Origin of the sequence: Leptolyngbya sp. Cla-17, assembly GCF_016807185.1 — a bacterium.
Classification (GTDB): domain Bacteria; phylum Cyanobacteriota; class Cyanobacteriia; order Leptolyngbyales; family Leptolyngbyaceae; genus ULC077BIN1.
In genome coordinates, this window is the sequence record NZ_JAEVYN010000001.1 from 2,276,115 (window position 1) to 2,292,877 (window position 16,763).

14 protein-coding genes are annotated in these 16,763 nt (G+C 48.6%); 4 read left to right on the top strand and 10 right to left on the bottom strand.

Annotated features, from left to right (window positions below):
* Window positions 1–74 precede the first annotated feature (74 nt).
* From JOY44_RS10170 to JOY44_RS10195, 6 genes are all read right to left on the bottom strand, one after another.
* Window positions 75–1,043: a DnaJ C-terminal domain-containing protein gene (locus JOY44_RS10170; protein WP_171573457.1), complete on the bottom strand. Its 969-nt coding sequence runs from the start codon at window positions 1,041–1,043 to the stop codon at window positions 75–77.
* Window positions 1,044–1,160: 117 nt separating this feature from the next.
* On the bottom strand, window positions 1,161–1,553 hold the full coding sequence (locus JOY44_RS10175) for a hypothetical protein (RefSeq protein WP_171573458.1): 393 nt from the start codon (window positions 1,551–1,553) through the stop codon (window positions 1,161–1,163).
* 4 nt (window positions 1,554–1,557) lie between these two features.
* Window positions 1,558–2,982: a nickel/cobalt transporter gene (locus JOY44_RS10180; protein WP_171573459.1), complete on the bottom strand. Its 1,425-nt coding sequence runs from the start codon at window positions 2,980–2,982 to the stop codon at window positions 1,558–1,560.
* Window positions 2,983–2,994: 12 nt separating this feature from the next.
* On the bottom strand, window positions 2,995–4,392 hold the full coding sequence (locus JOY44_RS10185) for a tetratricopeptide repeat protein (RefSeq protein ID WP_197985110.1): 1,398 nt from the start codon (window positions 4,390–4,392) through the stop codon (window positions 2,995–2,997).
* A 108-nt stretch (window positions 4,393–4,500) separates the two neighbouring features.
* The gene (locus tag JOY44_RS10190; RefSeq protein ID WP_171573460.1) at window positions 4,501–5,772 is read right to left on the bottom strand and encodes a DUF4331 domain-containing protein; all 1,272 of its coding nucleotides are present in this window, start codon (window positions 5,770–5,772) and stop codon (window positions 4,501–4,503) included.
* Between the two features lie 94 nt (window positions 5,773–5,866).
* Window positions 5,867–6,631 (bottom strand): hypothetical protein, encoded by a 765-nt coding sequence (locus JOY44_RS10195; protein WP_171573461.1) that lies wholly within the window; start codon window positions 6,629–6,631, stop codon window positions 5,867–5,869.
* A gap of 564 nt (window positions 6,632–7,195) precedes the next feature.
* Between JOY44_RS10195 and JOY44_RS10200 the strand changes: the two genes are divergently transcribed.
* On the top strand, window positions 7,196–9,766 hold the full coding sequence (locus JOY44_RS10200; RefSeq protein ID WP_171573462.1) for an AMIN domain-containing protein: 2,571 nt from the start codon (window positions 7,196–7,198) through the stop codon (window positions 9,764–9,766).
* Window positions 9,767–9,802: 36 nt separating this feature from the next.
* Here JOY44_RS10200 and JOY44_RS10205 read toward each other — a convergent pair whose 3' ends face one another.
* Complete coding sequence (locus JOY44_RS10205) at window positions 9,803–10,300, bottom strand: AAA family ATPase (protein ID WP_171573463.1); 498 nt, start codon at window positions 10,298–10,300, stop codon at window positions 9,803–9,805.
* Between the two features lie 104 nt (window positions 10,301–10,404).
* Entirely contained in the window at window positions 10,405–11,703 is a 1,299-nt protein-coding gene (locus JOY44_RS10210) for a glucose-1-phosphate adenylyltransferase (RefSeq protein WP_171573464.1), read from the bottom strand.
* Between the two features lie 278 nt (window positions 11,704–11,981).
* Here JOY44_RS10210 and JOY44_RS10215 point away from each other — a divergent pair, with 278 nt between their 5' ends.
* The 3 genes from JOY44_RS10215 (at window position 11,982) to JOY44_RS10225 (ending at window position 14,951) form a co-directional block, all read left to right on the top strand.
* On the top strand, window positions 11,982–12,632 hold the full coding sequence (locus JOY44_RS10215) for a class I SAM-dependent methyltransferase (RefSeq protein ID WP_171573465.1): 651 nt from the start codon (window positions 11,982–11,984) through the stop codon (window positions 12,630–12,632).
* 171 nt (window positions 12,633–12,803) lie between these two features.
* The gene (locus JOY44_RS10220; protein ID WP_171573466.1) at window positions 12,804–13,712 is read left to right on the top strand and encodes a hypothetical protein; all 909 of its coding nucleotides are present in this window, start codon (window positions 12,804–12,806) and stop codon (window positions 13,710–13,712) included.
* A gap of 12 nt (window positions 13,713–13,724) precedes the next feature.
* Window positions 13,725–14,951 carry an NAD(P)/FAD-dependent oxidoreductase gene (locus tag JOY44_RS10225; protein WP_171573467.1) on the top strand — a complete coding sequence of 409 codons (1,227 nt, stop codon included), beginning with the start codon at window positions 13,725–13,727 and terminating at the stop codon, window positions 14,949–14,951.
* Here JOY44_RS10225 and JOY44_RS10230 read toward each other — a convergent pair.
* Together JOY44_RS10230 and JOY44_RS10235 are read right to left on the bottom strand one after the other, a co-directional pair.
* Entirely contained in the window at window positions 14,948–15,667 is a 720-nt protein-coding gene (locus tag JOY44_RS10230) for a YsnF/AvaK domain-containing protein (protein WP_171573468.1), read from the bottom strand. The genes JOY44_RS10225 and JOY44_RS10230 overlap by 4 nt on opposite strands.
* 107 nt (window positions 15,668–15,774) lie before the next feature.
* Window positions 15,775–16,659, bottom strand: coding sequence for a DUF2382 domain-containing protein (locus JOY44_RS10235; RefSeq protein WP_171573469.1), 885 nt, complete (start codon window positions 16,657–16,659; stop codon window positions 15,775–15,777).
* Between the last annotated feature and the right edge of the window lie 104 nt (window positions 16,660–16,763).

Consider the following 16,763-nt stretch of genomic DNA (forward strand, 5'->3'; position numbering starts at 1 on the left):
AAAAATGTGATGGTGAGAAGGCCGTTTTTGAGTGAGAAAAGGTTTATTTCATTCTCACTCAAAGCTCATTATCTCTACAGACGAATATCTTTCAGGTGCGATCGCGGATTGCTCGTGCGATGATCTCGAATTTTTTCGTAATACTCTCGTTCAATTTCGCTCAGCTCTTTGGGTGGAGTAATCACCACGCGCACCATCTGATCGCCTCGCCCACCTTTTGATTTTGACCAACCCTTTCCCCGCAGCCGTAACGATTGTCCTGACCGAATTCCAGCAGGAATGTTCATTGTAACTAAGCCATCGGGTGTGGGCACTTCGATCGCGGCACCTAAGACCGCTTCATCGGGGGTAATAGGCACTTCACACACCAAATTGTCGCCATCAAATTGAAAAAATGGATGAGGCGCAATGTCAATCGTGAGATAAAGATCTCCTCGTTGAGTCGTGTAGTGAGGGCTATAGTTTCCTTTTCCTCGAACCCGAACGCGGCTTTTGGGCTTTGCACTGGCTGGAATCCGAACATCGATCACTTCTTTGCCCAAAGACAGCCGCTTTTGCACCCCGTTAAACACTTCTGCCAGGGTTAAGGTCAAGATTGCTTCACTATCTAGCCCTGCTGTGTTGCCGGTCGGTGGAGCGCCTGTCGTTCCCGGTGAAGTGCGGTAGCGATTAGAACTGTTAAAACCAGGGTCAGATCCCATCCGTCCTAGCAGTTCGTTAATAAATTCATCAAAGCTGCCGTAGCGCCCAAATTCAACGCCGTCGAAGTCTGTATTACTTCCTCCATAGGGCGATCGCGGCTGGTCTGGTTGCTTCCAATACTGACCAAACTGATCATATTTGCGGCGCTTATCTGGATCGGATAGCACCTCGTAAGCTTCGCTGACTTGTTTAAACTGCGCCTCTGCCTGGCGATCGCCAGGATTCATATCAGGGTGGTATTTACGTGCCAGTTTGCGGAATGCTTTTTTAATTTCATCCGCATCCACAGACTTATTTACCCCCAACACCGCGTAGTAGTCTTTGTAATCGGTCGCTGCCATCAACCCTTACCTCTATTAGCACCTCTATTAGTACCTGGTTACTCAATGGTAATCCCAGATTAACAAAAACTGGATAGTTGAACAGGTATGTTTATCGATGCAATTTGGATGCGTTTATTATTTACTCGGTTCTGTCTTACTTGCATCTGGCTTGTCATCGTCGGTTTTCGGACAAGGTTTACCATTGGCATCCATAAAGTTGCATTTGCCAGCCGTTGCAGCAGGAGAGAGGTTGGGCGGGGGCGGAGCAGCAGGAGTAATGTTAAGAGGCGTAGAAGTAGCGCTGTTATTAGTTGCCGCTGTTGGGCTACTGACATTCTTCCCACAAATACTGGTTACATCTGTCATGCCGCTACCCTCAAATTGGATGTAGCAAACCGGAGTGTTGGTGTCTACCATAGGGGGCGATCGCAACTCAAACCCTATAGCTGCTGGAAGACTCACAGCCGACTCTACTAGAAGCGGAATGACACCTAGCAGTAGACCCATCGTGAAGTAACGCTGATTCATAAAGCTATAGCTTGACGAGACCAATTTGCATCACTGCCTGGGCTGATATACCTAAGCCAAGCAGAGTAATGAACAATGCGCTCATGGTAGGCAATACTCTTGCGAACCGAAGCTGAGTTGGCACTCGCTCAAATAGACGGCGGGCACTGACCAGTAGCAGCCCCAGAATGGTTAGAGTTCCTGCCAAGCCTAGGCTGAAGGCAGACACCAACACCAATCCAAACCCTACTTGACCGAGCGCAATCATGCTGAGTAATACAACCAGGGCAGACGGACAGGGGACGATGCCACCGGAAATGCCAAGTGCCAACAAATTTTTCCAGGTTACCGGAGAGCCATCCGCTCCGGGCGGGAGGTGAGAGTGAGCCTGATGGGAATGCGCAGATGTGGAGTGATGAGAATGATCGTGCGAATGGTGATCAGATTGAGCAGACGAATGCTCATGAGAATGATGGTGCGAATGATCAGGCACAGAGTGATGGGAATGAGCGGGTAAATGCTCGTAGGAATGATCAGAGGTATGGCTAGGACTAGAGAATATTTTTTTGAACCATGTAAAGCTTTGCAGGCGACGATGCAGCAAACGCAGACCAATGTCTACCACAATCAGACCCGATATAAAACTGAGCCAGGGATACAGTTGTTCTGGCAGGATGAAGTTTGCCAAAAACAACGTTACCAGCCCCAAAGCAAAGACTCCGATGGTGTGGGTAATGGTGGTGGTCAATCCCAGAAACAGCGCGTGTTGAGGGGTAGCAGTTTCCCCTACTAAATAAGCTCCCACGATCGTCTTTCCATGTCCCGGTGAAAGAGCGTGCATGGCTCCCCAGACAAAGCAGCCCGCGATCGCAAGCGGCACACTTCCCGTCAAATACCAAGGAGCCGTTTGCATCAGGGCAAGCTCCTGGCTTTCAGGGCGCAGGATGGCGGTTTGCGTTTGTCCTTTATAGGAAACCGTTACTAGGCAGTGAGCAGTAGAGACTCCAGGAAGAAACAGGTCGTAATCCAGCTTGACTCCCTGAACCGGTTGTGACCAGGTATAGATCAACTGCATCGTGCTGTGAGTACCCGTGGTGGCTTTCAAGCTCGAAGGCAGCGTGGTGGTTGCGGAGGGTTCGACTTTAAGAACGCCGGAGGTTCCTATGGCATCGGTGAGGCGGATGCGATCGCCCAGGAAAGTTTGCAGCTCAGCTTGATGTTTGCGGACTTCGACGGCTGAAAGCTGCCCATCCCGGTCATCATCGGCAGATGCGATTAGTCCTGTAGGGAAAGTGAGTGTGATTTGAGCCGTTGTTTCGTTAACCACAATATCCGCCACCGCCAAGTCTGCCCAGTGTGCCTGACTTGGTGTTGCCAAAACTAACGACAGCACCAATGAACCTATAAATGAGAGGATGCTAAATCTGACTAAACGCCATTTACGGGACATGACCATTTCCTTTTAATTCAAACCCAACAACCCAACCCCTAACCCTAAGGCCTGTCGAGCTTGATCATCGAACGTCGGATCGGTTTCCTGCGCGGCTTTGAAGAAAGCTGCTGCTTGAGAAGAGCGACCCAATGCCTGCTCAATAGTGCCTGCCCGATAGAATAGTGCTGGGTCACGGATGCCGGAGCGAAGGGCTGCTTGCATTGCCGTCTGTGCCTCTGGCCAGCGTCCCAATTGAGAAAATGACCACGCGAGAGTATCCATGGTTTCGGCATCACGGCGAACCTTGACCTCTGCCTGCATCAAGGTCAGGGCTTCAGTCAAATCTTGAGGACGACCTCGCTCTAACAACAGTCGTGCCAGTTCTCGCCGATGCCCAAAGGTGGTTAGGTCTTTACGTAACCGGGCTTCTGCTTCGTTGCGCCACTGAGTTGCATCCGCGGACTGACCCTCCAGTTCCTTAACTCGCGCCATCCCTCTATAGATCACGTGATCATACACACTGGGAGAGTTTGTAGAAAGCTGGAAGAACTGAGAGTAAAATTTTTCTGCTGTCTGATACTGTCCTCGCCGAATTGCCAGCTCTGCTGAATTTAGTAAGGCGGGAGGATAATTGGGAAGAATCCGCAAAGCTTCCTGATAAAGTTTTTCCGCTTGATCAAGTTTGCCCCGTTTAAAGTAAAGCCGACCCAAACCAGTTCGTGCCCAAACAGAGCTGCCTGTCTCTTCAGGTTCTTCTGACGCCAATGCTTGCTGAAAGTCTTGCATCGCAGCTTGATCATTGCCTTGAGAAACACCCACTAATGCTCGAAGGGTGAAGGAGTTCAGACTTGGGTTTTGTGCCACGAGGCGATCGCTCGCTTGTTTGGTCGATGGCAAATTGCCCATCGCCAGATTTGCAGTCACTTGCAGTGCCAGGGTTTCTTCATTCTGAGAGGCTTGCTGAATCAGTTTGAGTGCGCTTGGAAAATCATGTTTGGCAGTGGCAACTCTAGCGAGTGCGAAGATAGCTCCGTCGTTATTAAACGGGAGTTTAGCTAATGACTCTTGAGCCGTCTGCTCTGCCAAAAGATACCAACTGGTTTCCCCTGTGGCTCGTGCCATTCTGAGATAGGTTTTGGAAAGCAGGGCACGGTTCAATCCACTGCTTGGATCTTGACGAATACGCTCCTTATAAAAGGAGACTTCTTGCCCTAGCTTCGTAGTGACGCTCTCTGGCGATCGCTCGAACCGATAGCGGTAAGGCGCTTCTAGTCCACTATTTCCAAATGTTTTCGTCCACAACTTCAATGCCGATGGCATTGACCAGAACAGCAGCCCTACTATGGGTACCGCAATTAGCAATGAGGTTCTAAAGCGCTTAAGAATTCCCCGATTGTCTTTGTCCTGGAAGGAGTTTACGCTTTTCACTTCACGTCCTCTACATAATCTCAAACCTGTATTGAGAGGTCGGACTTTTCAAAAGCCCGACCTCTAGCAGAGTGGCAGTCAAATCACTTTAGTTAACCTGCTGACGTTCTAGTTTGGCAAAGCCAAGTAAGGAAACGTAGGGACTAAAGGCTGATGCCCTTGAGCCGGATTACCCGGAGCACCTTCATAGGAAACATTGTCGGTAGTGATTGCGCCGTTGGTCAACACACCAATTGTGATGTCGAACACGTCGTCTTTGATCAGGCGACCGCGAACAGGGCTAAGTTTCTCATTCAAATCATTGGCATAACCGCTAGGACCCGCGGTATCAATCCGCATCACATCCGGTAGAAAAGCACCTAATAGAGCGTTAACCCGAGCATCACTATTGCCGACCGCCTTTAGAGTTTTGACTACGTCAGCTACGATAGGCGCAGCAATGCCAGCAGCAGGCTGCTGACCAGCCAAGGCAGCGGCTTCAAAATCAGGTCCAACCGCATTGAGGGCGTTTAAGAAATCATTTTCAACCACTAAGCCTTCGTTGATTACAGGTCGGGCAAGGCGCTCAACTTGGGTGTATTTGCCAGCGGCTCCAGGTAGAGAAATGGTTTCCCAAACGTCAAAAACCGTCGAGCTGCCGCCAGAAATTAGGCTAATGGGAATGCTGATGGCGATCGCATTCACGTTATAGCCTTTTGTAAAATCCACTGCCGTGCTTGCAGGACGGAACCCAACGGCAGGACCCATCCCACGAGCACCCGCCCGCACTCGGAAGTATTGCTCTACATCAAAGAAGAATGGATCTTCCCGTAGACCAGCAAATACTGTTGCATTAGCGCCGCCTAGGGACACATTGTTAACCACTGGTTGAGACGCTGACCCAAGAGGAGTCGTTTTGCCCATAGCGACTGTGGTGTTGCCGTCTACAATTGTCGTAATTTTGACAGCCTGCTGTTTATTGGCATCTGGAGCGCCAAATTCAAACCGCACGATCGCATTGGGTACGCCTGTAACGGGTGCATTTTTGTCTGCAACCCGCGTAATTTTGAACTCATAGCGGGCACGGGTGCTGAAATAATACTGCTGTCTTGCCAGCGATCGCGGATTTGTATTCATAATCAACACCAGATTGCCTGGAGCCGCCGCAGAATTTTGATCCTGCTCTCGGAACACAAACAAGTCTGTTAAGTTGAGATTCCGACCTTTGGTATCGACCTCGCCATCGTCATGGTCAGAGGATCGAACATAGCTGGAAACCAGGCCAACAGTGCCAACGGTTGCAAATACGGTTAGAGCAATCAAGCTCAATCGGGCTGGCGCTCCAGTAAAGAAACGCTGCCAAAGTGATTTAGATGAAGAAAGCGGTGGCTTTGTTGCCATGATGGTAGTCTCCTGAGACAAATAGTTTTGAGTGATTAGTGACTGATTGAGTCGCGCGATCGCGCGACTCAAGGGAAACCCTATCTTTGGCGATCTACTGCAACGGCAAGCCTGAAATGCGTTTCAGTGATTTCTGATGCTTTCTCTTTTTCAACTGATAGCCGATTCCCAAAACACCCGCGGCTATTAGCCCCGCTGTTTGTTCAGGCTCAGGAACTGCATTGGAGTTGGAGTCATCGCCAGTAGTCACGCCTGTTAGCGAGATCATGTAGCGCCCTCCGCTTTCCGCTTGTCCTGTAAAGCTGCTAAAAGCGTTTGCTGCACCGGAACCCGTTGGTTCAAAAAGCCCACTCGCGTTCGCAGGAGAGAAAATACTGCCCAGGGTATTACCAGGGTTATAGCCAGAAGCAGCGATCGCCAGAAAATAAGCCCCTGATTGAGCCGGAGAAAAACCGCCAGATGGCAGCGTTGCTTGAGTTCCAACGCTATCATCATTTCCATACACGCCTATACCAGCCGCGTCGAACAAAAACAACTGAGGATCAACCAACAAATCGGTGGGTATCCCCAACGCTTGATCAACTGGAAGTTGCAATAATGTTTCAGCATTGATCGTCGTTGCTGAAAATGTTTGACCACCCGTAAGAAAAATTTTGAATAGATGAGCAATGTTCGGAGCCGAAACTGTTCCAGAAATTGACTCCAGCGGCAGCGAACCGGCTGGAATCACTTGAGCAGTACCCAAAGTTTGCCCGGTATCGCCTACTTGAGTAAACGTCACCGCTTGTGCCTGACTGGATGATAATCCTGCAACGAGTACAGCTACCGCTGTTGCTGTTGCTTGCACCAGTTTGTTCATTAGAAGTCCTTTGGTAAAAGTGTCAGTTTAATGAGGGGCATGGGTTAGCAGAGAAGATAAATGGCTATTGCCTCAGAATCCCCTCCCTGGGTAGGGCATAGTAGAAAGCGCATCAAACCCTTGAAATATATCGACCTAGCTAGCGCGGAGTAATGTCTTAAGCACTAATACGGAGCAAAGCTAATCTTGGATCTGTCATTTCGCAAAAAAGTGCGTAAGAAGCTAAATGCCTCTTGAGGACTATTACGAAACAAAGGGGGATTTAGATCTATTGATTTGTGAGAAATTACGTAAAAATACTGGCTTGACTGTCTCAAATCCATCATTCCTTTTAGCAGTGCGAAATGGATGTATCTGTAGACAGATGTTAAAAGAAATTTTTTTTGTATATAGCCTGGATAACAACGCTAAATTTTCTGTGCCGCTGCGCTCATTTGAGGTAGCATTGGCGACTATCAGGTTCAAAACAGTTTTGTTCGCAAAATCAGTTTTGAATGGCAGAGTGCACTCGATTTTTGTTGAAATTGGATCGAAATAGCATCCCTGGTGAGGGAGGAGAGCAGTTTGCGACAGCATCAGGTATTAGGTGGAGCACTGTTGAGCGGAGCGTTAGTTGTCCTGGCTCAACAGTCTGCTTGGGCGCTTCCTACCCAGGTAACAGCGATTAAAATCAACGCTGCCAGCGGCGGAGTGGATGTTGTTTTGCAGACTCAATCGGGCGATCGCCCCCAAATTTTCACCACAGGTCAGGGCAATAGTTGGATCGCAAACATCACCAACACTCAACTGAAGCTCTCTCAAACCAATCAGATTTTTCGCCAGGATAATCCAGCCCCCGGCATTAATTCCATTCTTGTCACTCCGTCGGGAACCAACAGTATTCAGGTGATTGTCGTCGGGCAACCCGGATCGATTATGGGTCAGGTCGCCCAGCAGGATGCAACTGGCTTGACCCTTCGCCTAATGCATTCTGGAACTCCTGCCGCACCTAGCGATGCTAAAAAGCCAATCCCACTATCTTCCGCAACCCCATCTCCTGCTCCATCGCCTTCATTAGTCACTCCAGCCGCCAAACCAGCCACCAATCCAGCCAGTCCAGCCAAACCAGCCACCAATCCAGCTAGTCCAGCCAGTCCAGCCACCAATCCAGCCAGTCCAGCCAGTCCAGCCACTCCCATTCCCCCTTCTTCACCTGCATCCCTTATCCCCTCACCCGCCCCATCCCCTCTCACCCCTTCATCTGTCCCCTCACCCGCCCCATCTCCTCTCACCCCTTCACCTGTCCCATCCCCTAGATCCTCACCCGCCGCTACTACTCTGCCTTCCAACAGAATCAATTACACCGATATCAGCGTTGTGCCTGTCAATATTGATCTGGGAACGAACGCTCGAATTTCGCGAGTAGTATTGCGCGAAGCGCCTGTACGGGAAGCCCTGGCAATTTTGGCTAGAGCGGCAGATTTGGGAATTGTCTACACAGAAGACCTTTCGGCTTCCCCAGCATCGGGGGCTGCTGGTGCCCCCCCTGGAACGCTGCCAGGAACGACACCCCAGGCAGCCGGATCAGTGATTGACTCCAACATTTCATTGAATATTGAAAACGAACCGATTCAGGATGTGTTTAACTACGTCTTGCGAGCCAAGGGACTGAAAGCTAATCGCGTCGGCAGAACTATCTTCATTGGGTTGAATCTGCCTGCTACAGCAGGCAGCTACACTACCCGAACGCTCAGGCTCAACCAGATGAGAGCCACCCTTCCTCAAACCAACATCACCAACACAGCGACCAGTGCATCTAGCCTTTCCAGCGGAGGTGGACAAGGGGGCAGCGCTACAAACAGCCAGCTTGGCAGAAATAGTACAGTCACTGAAAATGTGCCTTACAAAGGTGCGCTACAAATCTTGGAAGAATTGGGAGCGAATGGTAGTACAGCAGCCAGAAGTCCGCTCTTCAAAGGATTGCAGGCAACGGCTGATTCCCGTACCAACACTCTGACCCTGGTAGGAACGCTCGACTTGCTTGATCTTGCGACTAATTACTTGAATAGACTGGATGTGCGTCGCAAACAGGTTGCTGTAAACATCAAAATTGTTGAAGTGGATTTAACACGATCAAGCAATATCGGAGCCAGCTTCTCGTTTGGCATTGCTGATAACTTCTTCAATGTCAATCAGGGGCAATCGACTGCTAACTTTGGGCGGTTTAATCCCTCTTTAGCAGATGTTCCCAATAGCCTCACCAGTCCAGCGACGATCGCCAATCCTTTTGCCGATGTGCAGCCTCCGTTGAATGTCAATGCACCCGTGATCAATTCTCAAGGTGCAACGCTAGGGTTCCAACCTGCTAGCCCAATTAGCGCTAATCCCTTAGCATCTGTGATTACCAACCTGACCTCTGGATCAGTGACTACCAGCAACACCGTGACCACTGTGTTAAATCCAGTCATTACCTATGGATTGCCGCCTCTATTTCAATTTCCGGCACAGTTTTTGTTGCGGCTACAGGCCCAGGTAACCTCTGGAAACGCCAAAATTTTGACTGATCCAACTTTAATTGTGCAGGAGGGCAGCCAGTCTCAAGTCAACCTAACTTCTCAAGTTTTTTCTGGCTTCACCGAGCAACGAGTGGTGGAAGGGAATGTTGCCACTACGCGAATTTTGCCGCAGCCTCCGATTGATGTGGGATTGATTTTTAACGTAACGATTGATCAGATTGACGATAGTGATTTTATTACTCTTTCGTTATCGCCTGAAGTGAGTTCACCGGGGCAACAAATTACAGACCCTTCCAGAAATAATTTGCTGATTCAACAGTTGGTCAATCGACGACGATTAGAGACAGGCAAAATTCGATTGCGGAATGGTCAAACACTCATTCTCACGGGCATTATTCAAGAAACTGAGCGGACGATTACGATCAAAACGCCGATTTTGGGAGATATCCCAATTCTCAACTTGCTGTTTAGAAACCGTAGGAAGCAAAACGATCGCAACGAAATTGTCGTGCTGGTCACACCTCAAGTGTTGGATGACTCTGATCGATCGCCCTATGGATTCAACTACACACCCGGTCCAGAAGTGCAGAAAATCCTTCAACGAGGTCAGCCTGCTCCACCAAAAGACGACAAAAAGTAGGGTCAGGTGCAAAGAGTTGTTGAGAGTAACCTTATCTCACCGACCTCCACTCCCCGCACTATCCCGTACCCTGATTAAATCATTAAACCCTTCTAACCTGGATGGCGGTGCGCCCCTTAAACGATGATTCATACGCTGAATGACATCGGCAGGAACTTGGCGATCGCGCTGCTGGTTACGCTGCAAGCAGAGCCAGAGGGGAGTATTGAGCCAAATCCCGGTTATGTGAGTAAAGCCAGACTTGCGGGCGAGGGCGATCGCCTCTCGCCGCTGCTGGCGCACTGCATTCGTTGCATCATAAATAGCGTCAGATCGTTCGCCCCGCCGGATTTGACTGGCTGTCACTCGGAAGAGCCGCTCAACCTCCTGCCAAATGGTCAGCCAGTCTCCCTGTATTGCCTCATCCCCATACAGAGTCAGCCGAATCCCATCTGTCGAGATCAGGGTGCGATCGGAGCATTCGTTGAGCAAGTCGGTTGCCAAGGTTGATTTTCCACTTCCAGGAAGACCAATCAGAAAAAATAGACGAACCATTACAAAACGCGATCGCCCTCAATCGAGAAAGAACATCTCACGAATCTAAAAATCGCTGAAAGCTCCTCTCCATCGGGCAAGGAGTTCGGGATGAAGACCGTTTCCTAAATAACCATCCCGTCTGGAATAGTGGCACCTTTTAACACCACCACAATACCGCTGCGAATGAAAAAACCAAGGCTTTCACGCTCGGCTTCTTGCACATTGTCTTTGTTTACAATTTGCACATTGCAGCCAATCCGAGCATTTTTGTCAATAATGGCGCGGCGAATAATCGTGTCTTTGCCAATTCCCACGGGCACATTCGCTGCGGAATAGATTACTGTACCAGATTGACGTTCTGCCAAAGGTTGATAGTAGTCAGCACCCATAATCATCGTGTCTTCAATCACGCACCCTGACTCAATCCGAGTTCGCACACCCACAACTGAATGATTGATGGAGCATTCCTTCAAAATGCAGCCTTCGGCAACGATCGATTCTTTGACATGGCAATCCAGCAGCTTAGTGGGTGGCAGGTAACGAGGGCGAGTGTAGATGGGTGCTTTTTCGTCGTAGAAGCTAAAGGGCGGAAGGGGTTGCTGCGTCAGCGCCATATTCGCGTCATAAAACGACTCAATCGTTCCAATATCTTCCCAGTAGCCGCCAAACAGGTACGCTTGAACGTTATGTTTCTTCGCAGCATCGGGAATGACTTCTTTACCAAAATCAGTCCGTTCTAAGGATTCTTTGAGGACTTTAATCAAGATTTCTTTCTTGAAAACATAAATGCCCATAGAGGCGATGTAAGGACTTTGTTTTGCCTCTTCAGGGTTCAGTCCTAAAACACTCGTATCGACCCGCATTTGAGTTAGCGCATCGCCTTTAGGCTTTTCGCTAAAATCAACCACGCGCCCAGCACCGTCAATCTTCATCAAACCAAAGTCAGAGGCACGGCGCTCATCCATGGGCACGACTGAAATGGTGATATCGGCATTAGTTTCTTGGTGACGCTGCACAAACTTGCTGTAGTCCATCCGATACAGATGATCGCCGGACAGAATCAAGAACTCATCGACATTGCACTCTTCAAAAAGTGAAAGATATTGCCGAACTGCATCTGCCGTTCCTTGAAACCAGTTGGCGTTTTCTGGCGTTTGCTGCGCTGCGAGAACTTCAACGAACCCGTCATTAAAGCCAGAAAATGTGTAGGAGCGGGATAAGTGACGGTTGAGCGATGCGGAGTTGAACTGGGTTAGGACGTAGATCTTATAAATTTCGGAGTTAATGCAGTTGCTCACTGGAATATCGATCAGTCGATATTTGCCAGCCAGAGGCACTGCTGGTTTTGCCCGCATTTTGGTTAGTGGATAGAGACGGGTTCCTGCGCCGCCACCCAAGATAATCGCTAGTACTCGCTTCACAGAATAATCTCCCTCTGCCATTCACTCACCACTAGTGTGATGCTGTATGGCTTCCTTGGCAAGGGTTAGATGATACAAGAATCAACTAGGAAAATTATTGATATCCAATCGTGCGATCGCCCAAAGGGTAGGCAATTTCAGCATAAATGCTTTGCTCAAACGTAGGTTAAAACTATTTCAGATTAGGGGCTTTCACCTATTTTCAGTCTGCAAGGTCCGCCACACCAGCGAATTGTTAACATAAGTTCATAGTTGTTCTGTAATCAATTTTTCTTTTTATGACTCTGCTTAACCCAAGTCAGCGCGCCAAACTTGACGACACTGACGACACTCAGTTCTATGAATCGCCTCGCTTTGTGACCCATGTAGATGATGGTTTTATTCAGCAACTCACTGACTTATATCGAGAGCGACTGAAGCCCAACACGCGAATTTTTGACATGATGAGCAGTTGGGTTTCTCATTTGCCTGACGATGTGGAATTTGCCCATGTGGAAGGGCACGGACTGAATGGTGAAGAACTGGCGCGCAATCAGCGATTAAGTCACTGCTTTGTGCAGAACCTAAACAAAGAGCCTCAGTTGCCGTTAGCGGATCAAACCTTTGACGCGGTTTTGAACACGGTTTCAGTGCAATATCTTCAATATCCTGAGGCTATTTTTTCTGAAATTCATCGGATTTTGAAGCCAGGTGGCATTGCAATTATTAGCTTTTCTAACCGGATGTTTTATCAAAAGGCGATTCAGGCATGGCGAGAGGGTTCGGAGACAAGCCGAGTTGCACTGGTGAAGGGCTATTTTGAGGCAGTGCCAGGATTTAGCAAACCAGAAGTGATTGCGCGTCAATCGCAAGCGCCAGCAATGTTGCAGTGGTTAGGGATGTCGGGTGGTGATCCTTTTTATGCGATCGCGGCTTGCCGCAATGATTAAGGTCAGGGCTTAGGCGGTTATCAAGCGAGCAATCTTAAGAAAATCAGCGGGAATTGGGATGATATAGCCCAGTTCTGAAATGATGGTTGGATCAGTCAATCGGGCAAGACCTTTAAGCAACTCGCTGAATCTTTCAGTTGATCGTCCACTGCTGGTAGGAGGGTTCCTGCAATGCCGAGTAATCCGCTATTTCATTCGGTTAGTGAGCAAGTTAGGGCGATCAGCGTGCGGGATCAGATTCAGATGGCGCTGGCGATCGCTGATTTGAATCTGCTACATAACTTGTTAACTCAATGCATCCCAGCAATTATTCAGCCTGAGCGACTTGGCACCATTGCCAGCGAGGTGGGGGTACCCATGGGCGATCGCATTACGGCAGATGGCATTTTGCACTTTGAAGCAATTCACTGTGTGCTAGCCCAGGTGCAACCTCAGCTAGACCACAGCAATAATAGCTGGACCAATGACAGTAAAGAAGTTGCAAGATTAACTCAGCATGAATCTGACCTGCAAACGATCGCTCAACATTTGCCTTTGGCACCGACGATCTCGCTGCTGGCAAATGTCGGCTTTCCGCCGCCCCACATTCAAGAAATCCTCCGATTGCCCCATTACGCTTGGCACAAATCTTGGTGGTATGCCTTAGATTTAGAAGAGCGATTCGCAGTCCCTTTTTTGCGCTACATCCGTACTCTGCATTATCCTGATGGCACGTTGACTCTGCAATATAAAGATTTTTTTGAAAGCGAACAGCCACCATGTTTCGCAACCATTGCCCAAAAAGCGCTGGTAGCGATTCGAGATGAGTCTCAAGGATTTGGAGAAACTCTGCAACAGTTGAATCAGCAGAGATCAGCATTGGGTAGCAAACAAGCCATTCTCATTTGCAACACGATTTCCGATCTAGAAGCCCAGGCGTTTATCCATCAAGGTGTGAGCCTGTATTCAGCGCTGGACTTGGTGTTGCCCATGCAGGCAAACTGTTTAGACTGTGCACGGCGAGAATGCTTGATGAAGGGAAACGCCGATTCTTTCGTTGCTTCATGCTATGGATTTTTGGTGGATAGCGAACTTGTTTAAAGTGTTTTTCCCATGAATATTGTGATTATTGGTGGAGGGGCCGCGGGTTTTTTCGGCGCGATCGCTTGCGCCCAAGCGCATCCTCACACGCGGGTTACCTTGCTAGAATCTGCCCGCCAGCCCTTATCAAAGGTGCGCGTTTCGGGTGGAGGACGTTGCAATGTCACCCATGCTTGCTTTGATCCGGCGTTGCTGGTGCAAAACTATCCCCGTGGTGGCAAAGCACTGCGGGGAGCCTTTAGCCGATTTCAGGCAAAAGAAACGGTGGAGTGGTTTCAACAGCAAGGCGTGGCACTAAAAACTGAAGCGGATGGACGCATGTTTCCAACGACGGATGACTCTGGCACGATCGTGGAATGCTTGATGTGGGCTGCAAAAAAAGCGGGTGTAGTAGTTCACACAGGCACTCACGTTCAGCAGGTTGACCATCAAAAAAACGGGTTTGAGATTCAGTTAAAGTCAGGGCAATTAGTACATAGCGATCGCCTATTGTTGGCAACCGGAAGCAATCTGCAAGGATACGAGATCGCCCGATCCTTAGGGCACACAATCGAGCCGCCCGTCCCCTCTCTGTTTACATTCAACGTGAATGATCCACGGTTAGAAGATTTGGCGGGAGTATCCGTGCCATCTGCCCAAATTCAGCTTCAAGTCAACGACAAAACCCTGTTTAAGCAAACTGGAGCGCTGCTGATTACACATTGGGGATTAAGCGGTCCCGCCGTACTAAAGTTATCTGCTTGGGGGGCTAGAGCGCTGCATGAACAGCAGTATCACGCTACTTTGCGGGTCAACCTACTTCCTCAAATGAACCCAGAAGTGGTGCGTGAACAACTGATAGCCGTGCGATCGCAGCTTGCCCGACGGTTAGTTGCTACTAGTTGTCCAGTCCCCGTTCCGCGCCGCCTTTGGGAGCGTTTAATTGTCAGTGCTGGGATTATTCAAGACGAAACCCGTTGGGCAGATGTGTCGAACAAAATGCTCAATCAACTGATTCAAGAACTCACTCAAGGACAGTACACCATCAACGGTAAGGGCGTATTCAAAGAAGAATTTGTCACCTGTGGCGGCGTTAAGCTAAACGAAGTCAATTTTAAAACCATGGAAAGTCGCCAATGTTCAGGACTTTACCTTGCAGGTGAAATCTTAGATATTGACGGCGTTACTGGGGGATTCAATTTTCAAAGCGCTTGGACGACAGGCTGGTTAGCAGGTCAGGCGATGGGAGCAGTGAGTTAATCAATATGACTCGTCGATTTACCGGTGACCACAATACTAATGTGTACCGTTTGCTGTGCTTCATCGGTTCGAGCCGCGATCGATTCCAAAAAGTGAATCGCCTCACTAACATCATCAAATCTGTGAGCAGCCGTATCAATAGATGCACTTCGATCAAATTCAGTCTCTTGTATCTGACCCAAATCCACTACCGCCAATTGTTGGTAGGTTGGGCTGACTTGTTCCACGATCAACTTCTCGCGGCGAACCGGAACTTCAATAATGCGCGTCTCAATCTCCTTACGAACAATTACTTCTCCAATCTTGCGTCTGTGACTATCAATTACCAGACGTTCTTCTAACAACGAAATTGTTTCTTCAAACGGCAATTTGTCAGCATCAGATAAATGTTTGATAGTTTCGTTTCGCTCTAAAAGAGTTGGTTTAGGAACTACCTCTAAATTAGGTTTCGAACTAGACTCCTGATGATCAGCGATTAAGGGCGTTGAATAAGAAGATTGAGAAGAATTTTCTGTTGAAACGACAGACACCGTTGCAGGCGATTGGTGAATAAATTTAGGCTCTTCTAAAGAAGCGGAATTTTCTAAAGCTCCAAAAAACTGGCTGCCTCCTGGCTGATAACGGGCTGCATCACGAGATTGCGAAGACTCATCAACCGACATGTTTTTGTTTTTATTTGATAAGTCTTTAATATCAGAATTCTCTTGTTTTGACATTTTATTATTCCTCCCCTACTTTTCCTCAATAACCTCCAGGCAGAGCTATCAATAGCTCTGCCTGGAGTACGTTATGACTGAGTTTTTTGCGCTGCTAAAAGCAATATCTAAACGCGCTCAGAGTTACGGCGAGAGTCTACTCCCTTATCAACAACCGGATTCCCTTGGGTATCCACGTTTAACTCTTCCCGACGTAGCGTTTCCTCAGCATTCACTGTGTCGCGATCAACTTCCTTTCTGATGTTGACTTCTTCACGGACAAACGCTTCTTTGCGAATATCAGGAGTTTCTTCGTAAACTTCTACTCGCGCTACTTCACCGTCTTGAAACGCTCTGTCGCCGGGAGTAACGGCTGTGCCAGCACCCGCAGTGCGCTCAATGACCACACGCTCTTTCTCAATAGGTACAGAAACTTTAGCAGTTTCGGTTTCTACACGTTTGCCGACTGCAACTTCACCTGTTTTTGCGCGGGTTTTGTTGGCAATTAGCCGCTCTTCATAAAGTTTGAGACTTTGGTGATTGGTATCATCTAAGTCATACAAAGCAGAGTCACGATCATAGCTATAGGTGTCGCGATCGTATCCTGTCAGAGGCGCATTGTTGTCTAGAGGAGCAGAGTTCTCTACTGCCGTAGTGCCCGCCATAGGACGATAAACACTGCGTACTTGCTCTTCATGGTCATAATCCACAGGCATGTTGCCATCATACTGAGGCAATGCTTCTGCCTGAGAACGAGTTAGCCCTTCAGCAGTGATGCGATGATTTTTGTAGTCGATGCGCGATCGCCCAATAGGCAACAAGACTTTTTTGCCTAAAATCCAGGTACCGGTGTTAATGATTAGGTAGCGGAGTTTACCTGAATCGTCAACCAACAAATCATCAACTGAACCAACTTTATCTTTACCTGCATACAAATCATAACCAACGATATCTTGGTCATCAAAGTGTGTGCGGTAATCGGGATCGAAGTCTTTAATCTTATGAAGTGGCATGGTTTTATATCCCCAGTTGTGAAGTATTTCTAACGAACTCTTACTTCGACCAGAATAACAACTCAATCAAAGGGGTTCATCCCTCCTAAGCCAGATCAGAGTTT

Coding starts and splice junctions, on each gene's coding strand:
- JOY44_RS10235 (WP_171573469.1), bottom strand. CDS start 16,659: ATGCCACTTCATAAGATTAAAGACTTCGATCCCGATTACCGCACACAC.
- JOY44_RS10230 (WP_171573468.1), bottom strand. CDS start 15,667: ATGTCAAAACAAGAGAATTCTGATATTAAAGACTTATCAAATAAAAAC.
- JOY44_RS10225 (WP_171573467.1), top strand. CDS start 13,725: ATGAATATTGTGATTATTGGTGGAGGGGCCGCGGGTTTTTTCGGCGCG.
- JOY44_RS10190 (WP_171573460.1), bottom strand. CDS start 5,772: ATGGCAACAAAGCCACCGCTTTCTTCATCTAAATCACTTTGGCAGCGT.
- JOY44_RS10175 (WP_171573458.1), bottom strand. CDS start 1,553: ATGAATCAGCGTTACTTCACGATGGGTCTACTGCTAGGTGTCATTCCG.
- JOY44_RS10180 (WP_171573459.1), bottom strand. CDS start 2,982: ATGTCCCGTAAATGGCGTTTAGTCAGATTTAGCATCCTCTCATTTATA.
- JOY44_RS10220 (WP_171573466.1), top strand. CDS start 12,804: ATGCCGAGTAATCCGCTATTTCATTCGGTTAGTGAGCAAGTTAGGGCG.
- JOY44_RS10195 (WP_171573461.1), bottom strand. CDS start 6,631: ATGAACAAACTGGTGCAAGCAACAGCAACAGCGGTAGCTGTACTCGTT.
- JOY44_RS10215 (WP_171573465.1), top strand. CDS start 11,982: ATGACTCTGCTTAACCCAAGTCAGCGCGCCAAACTTGACGACACTGAC.
- JOY44_RS10205 (WP_171573463.1), bottom strand. CDS start 10,300: ATGGTTCGTCTATTTTTTCTGATTGGTCTTCCTGGAAGTGGAAAATCA.
- JOY44_RS10170 (WP_171573457.1), bottom strand. CDS start 1,043: ATGGCAGCGACCGATTACAAAGACTACTACGCGGTGTTGGGGGTAAAT.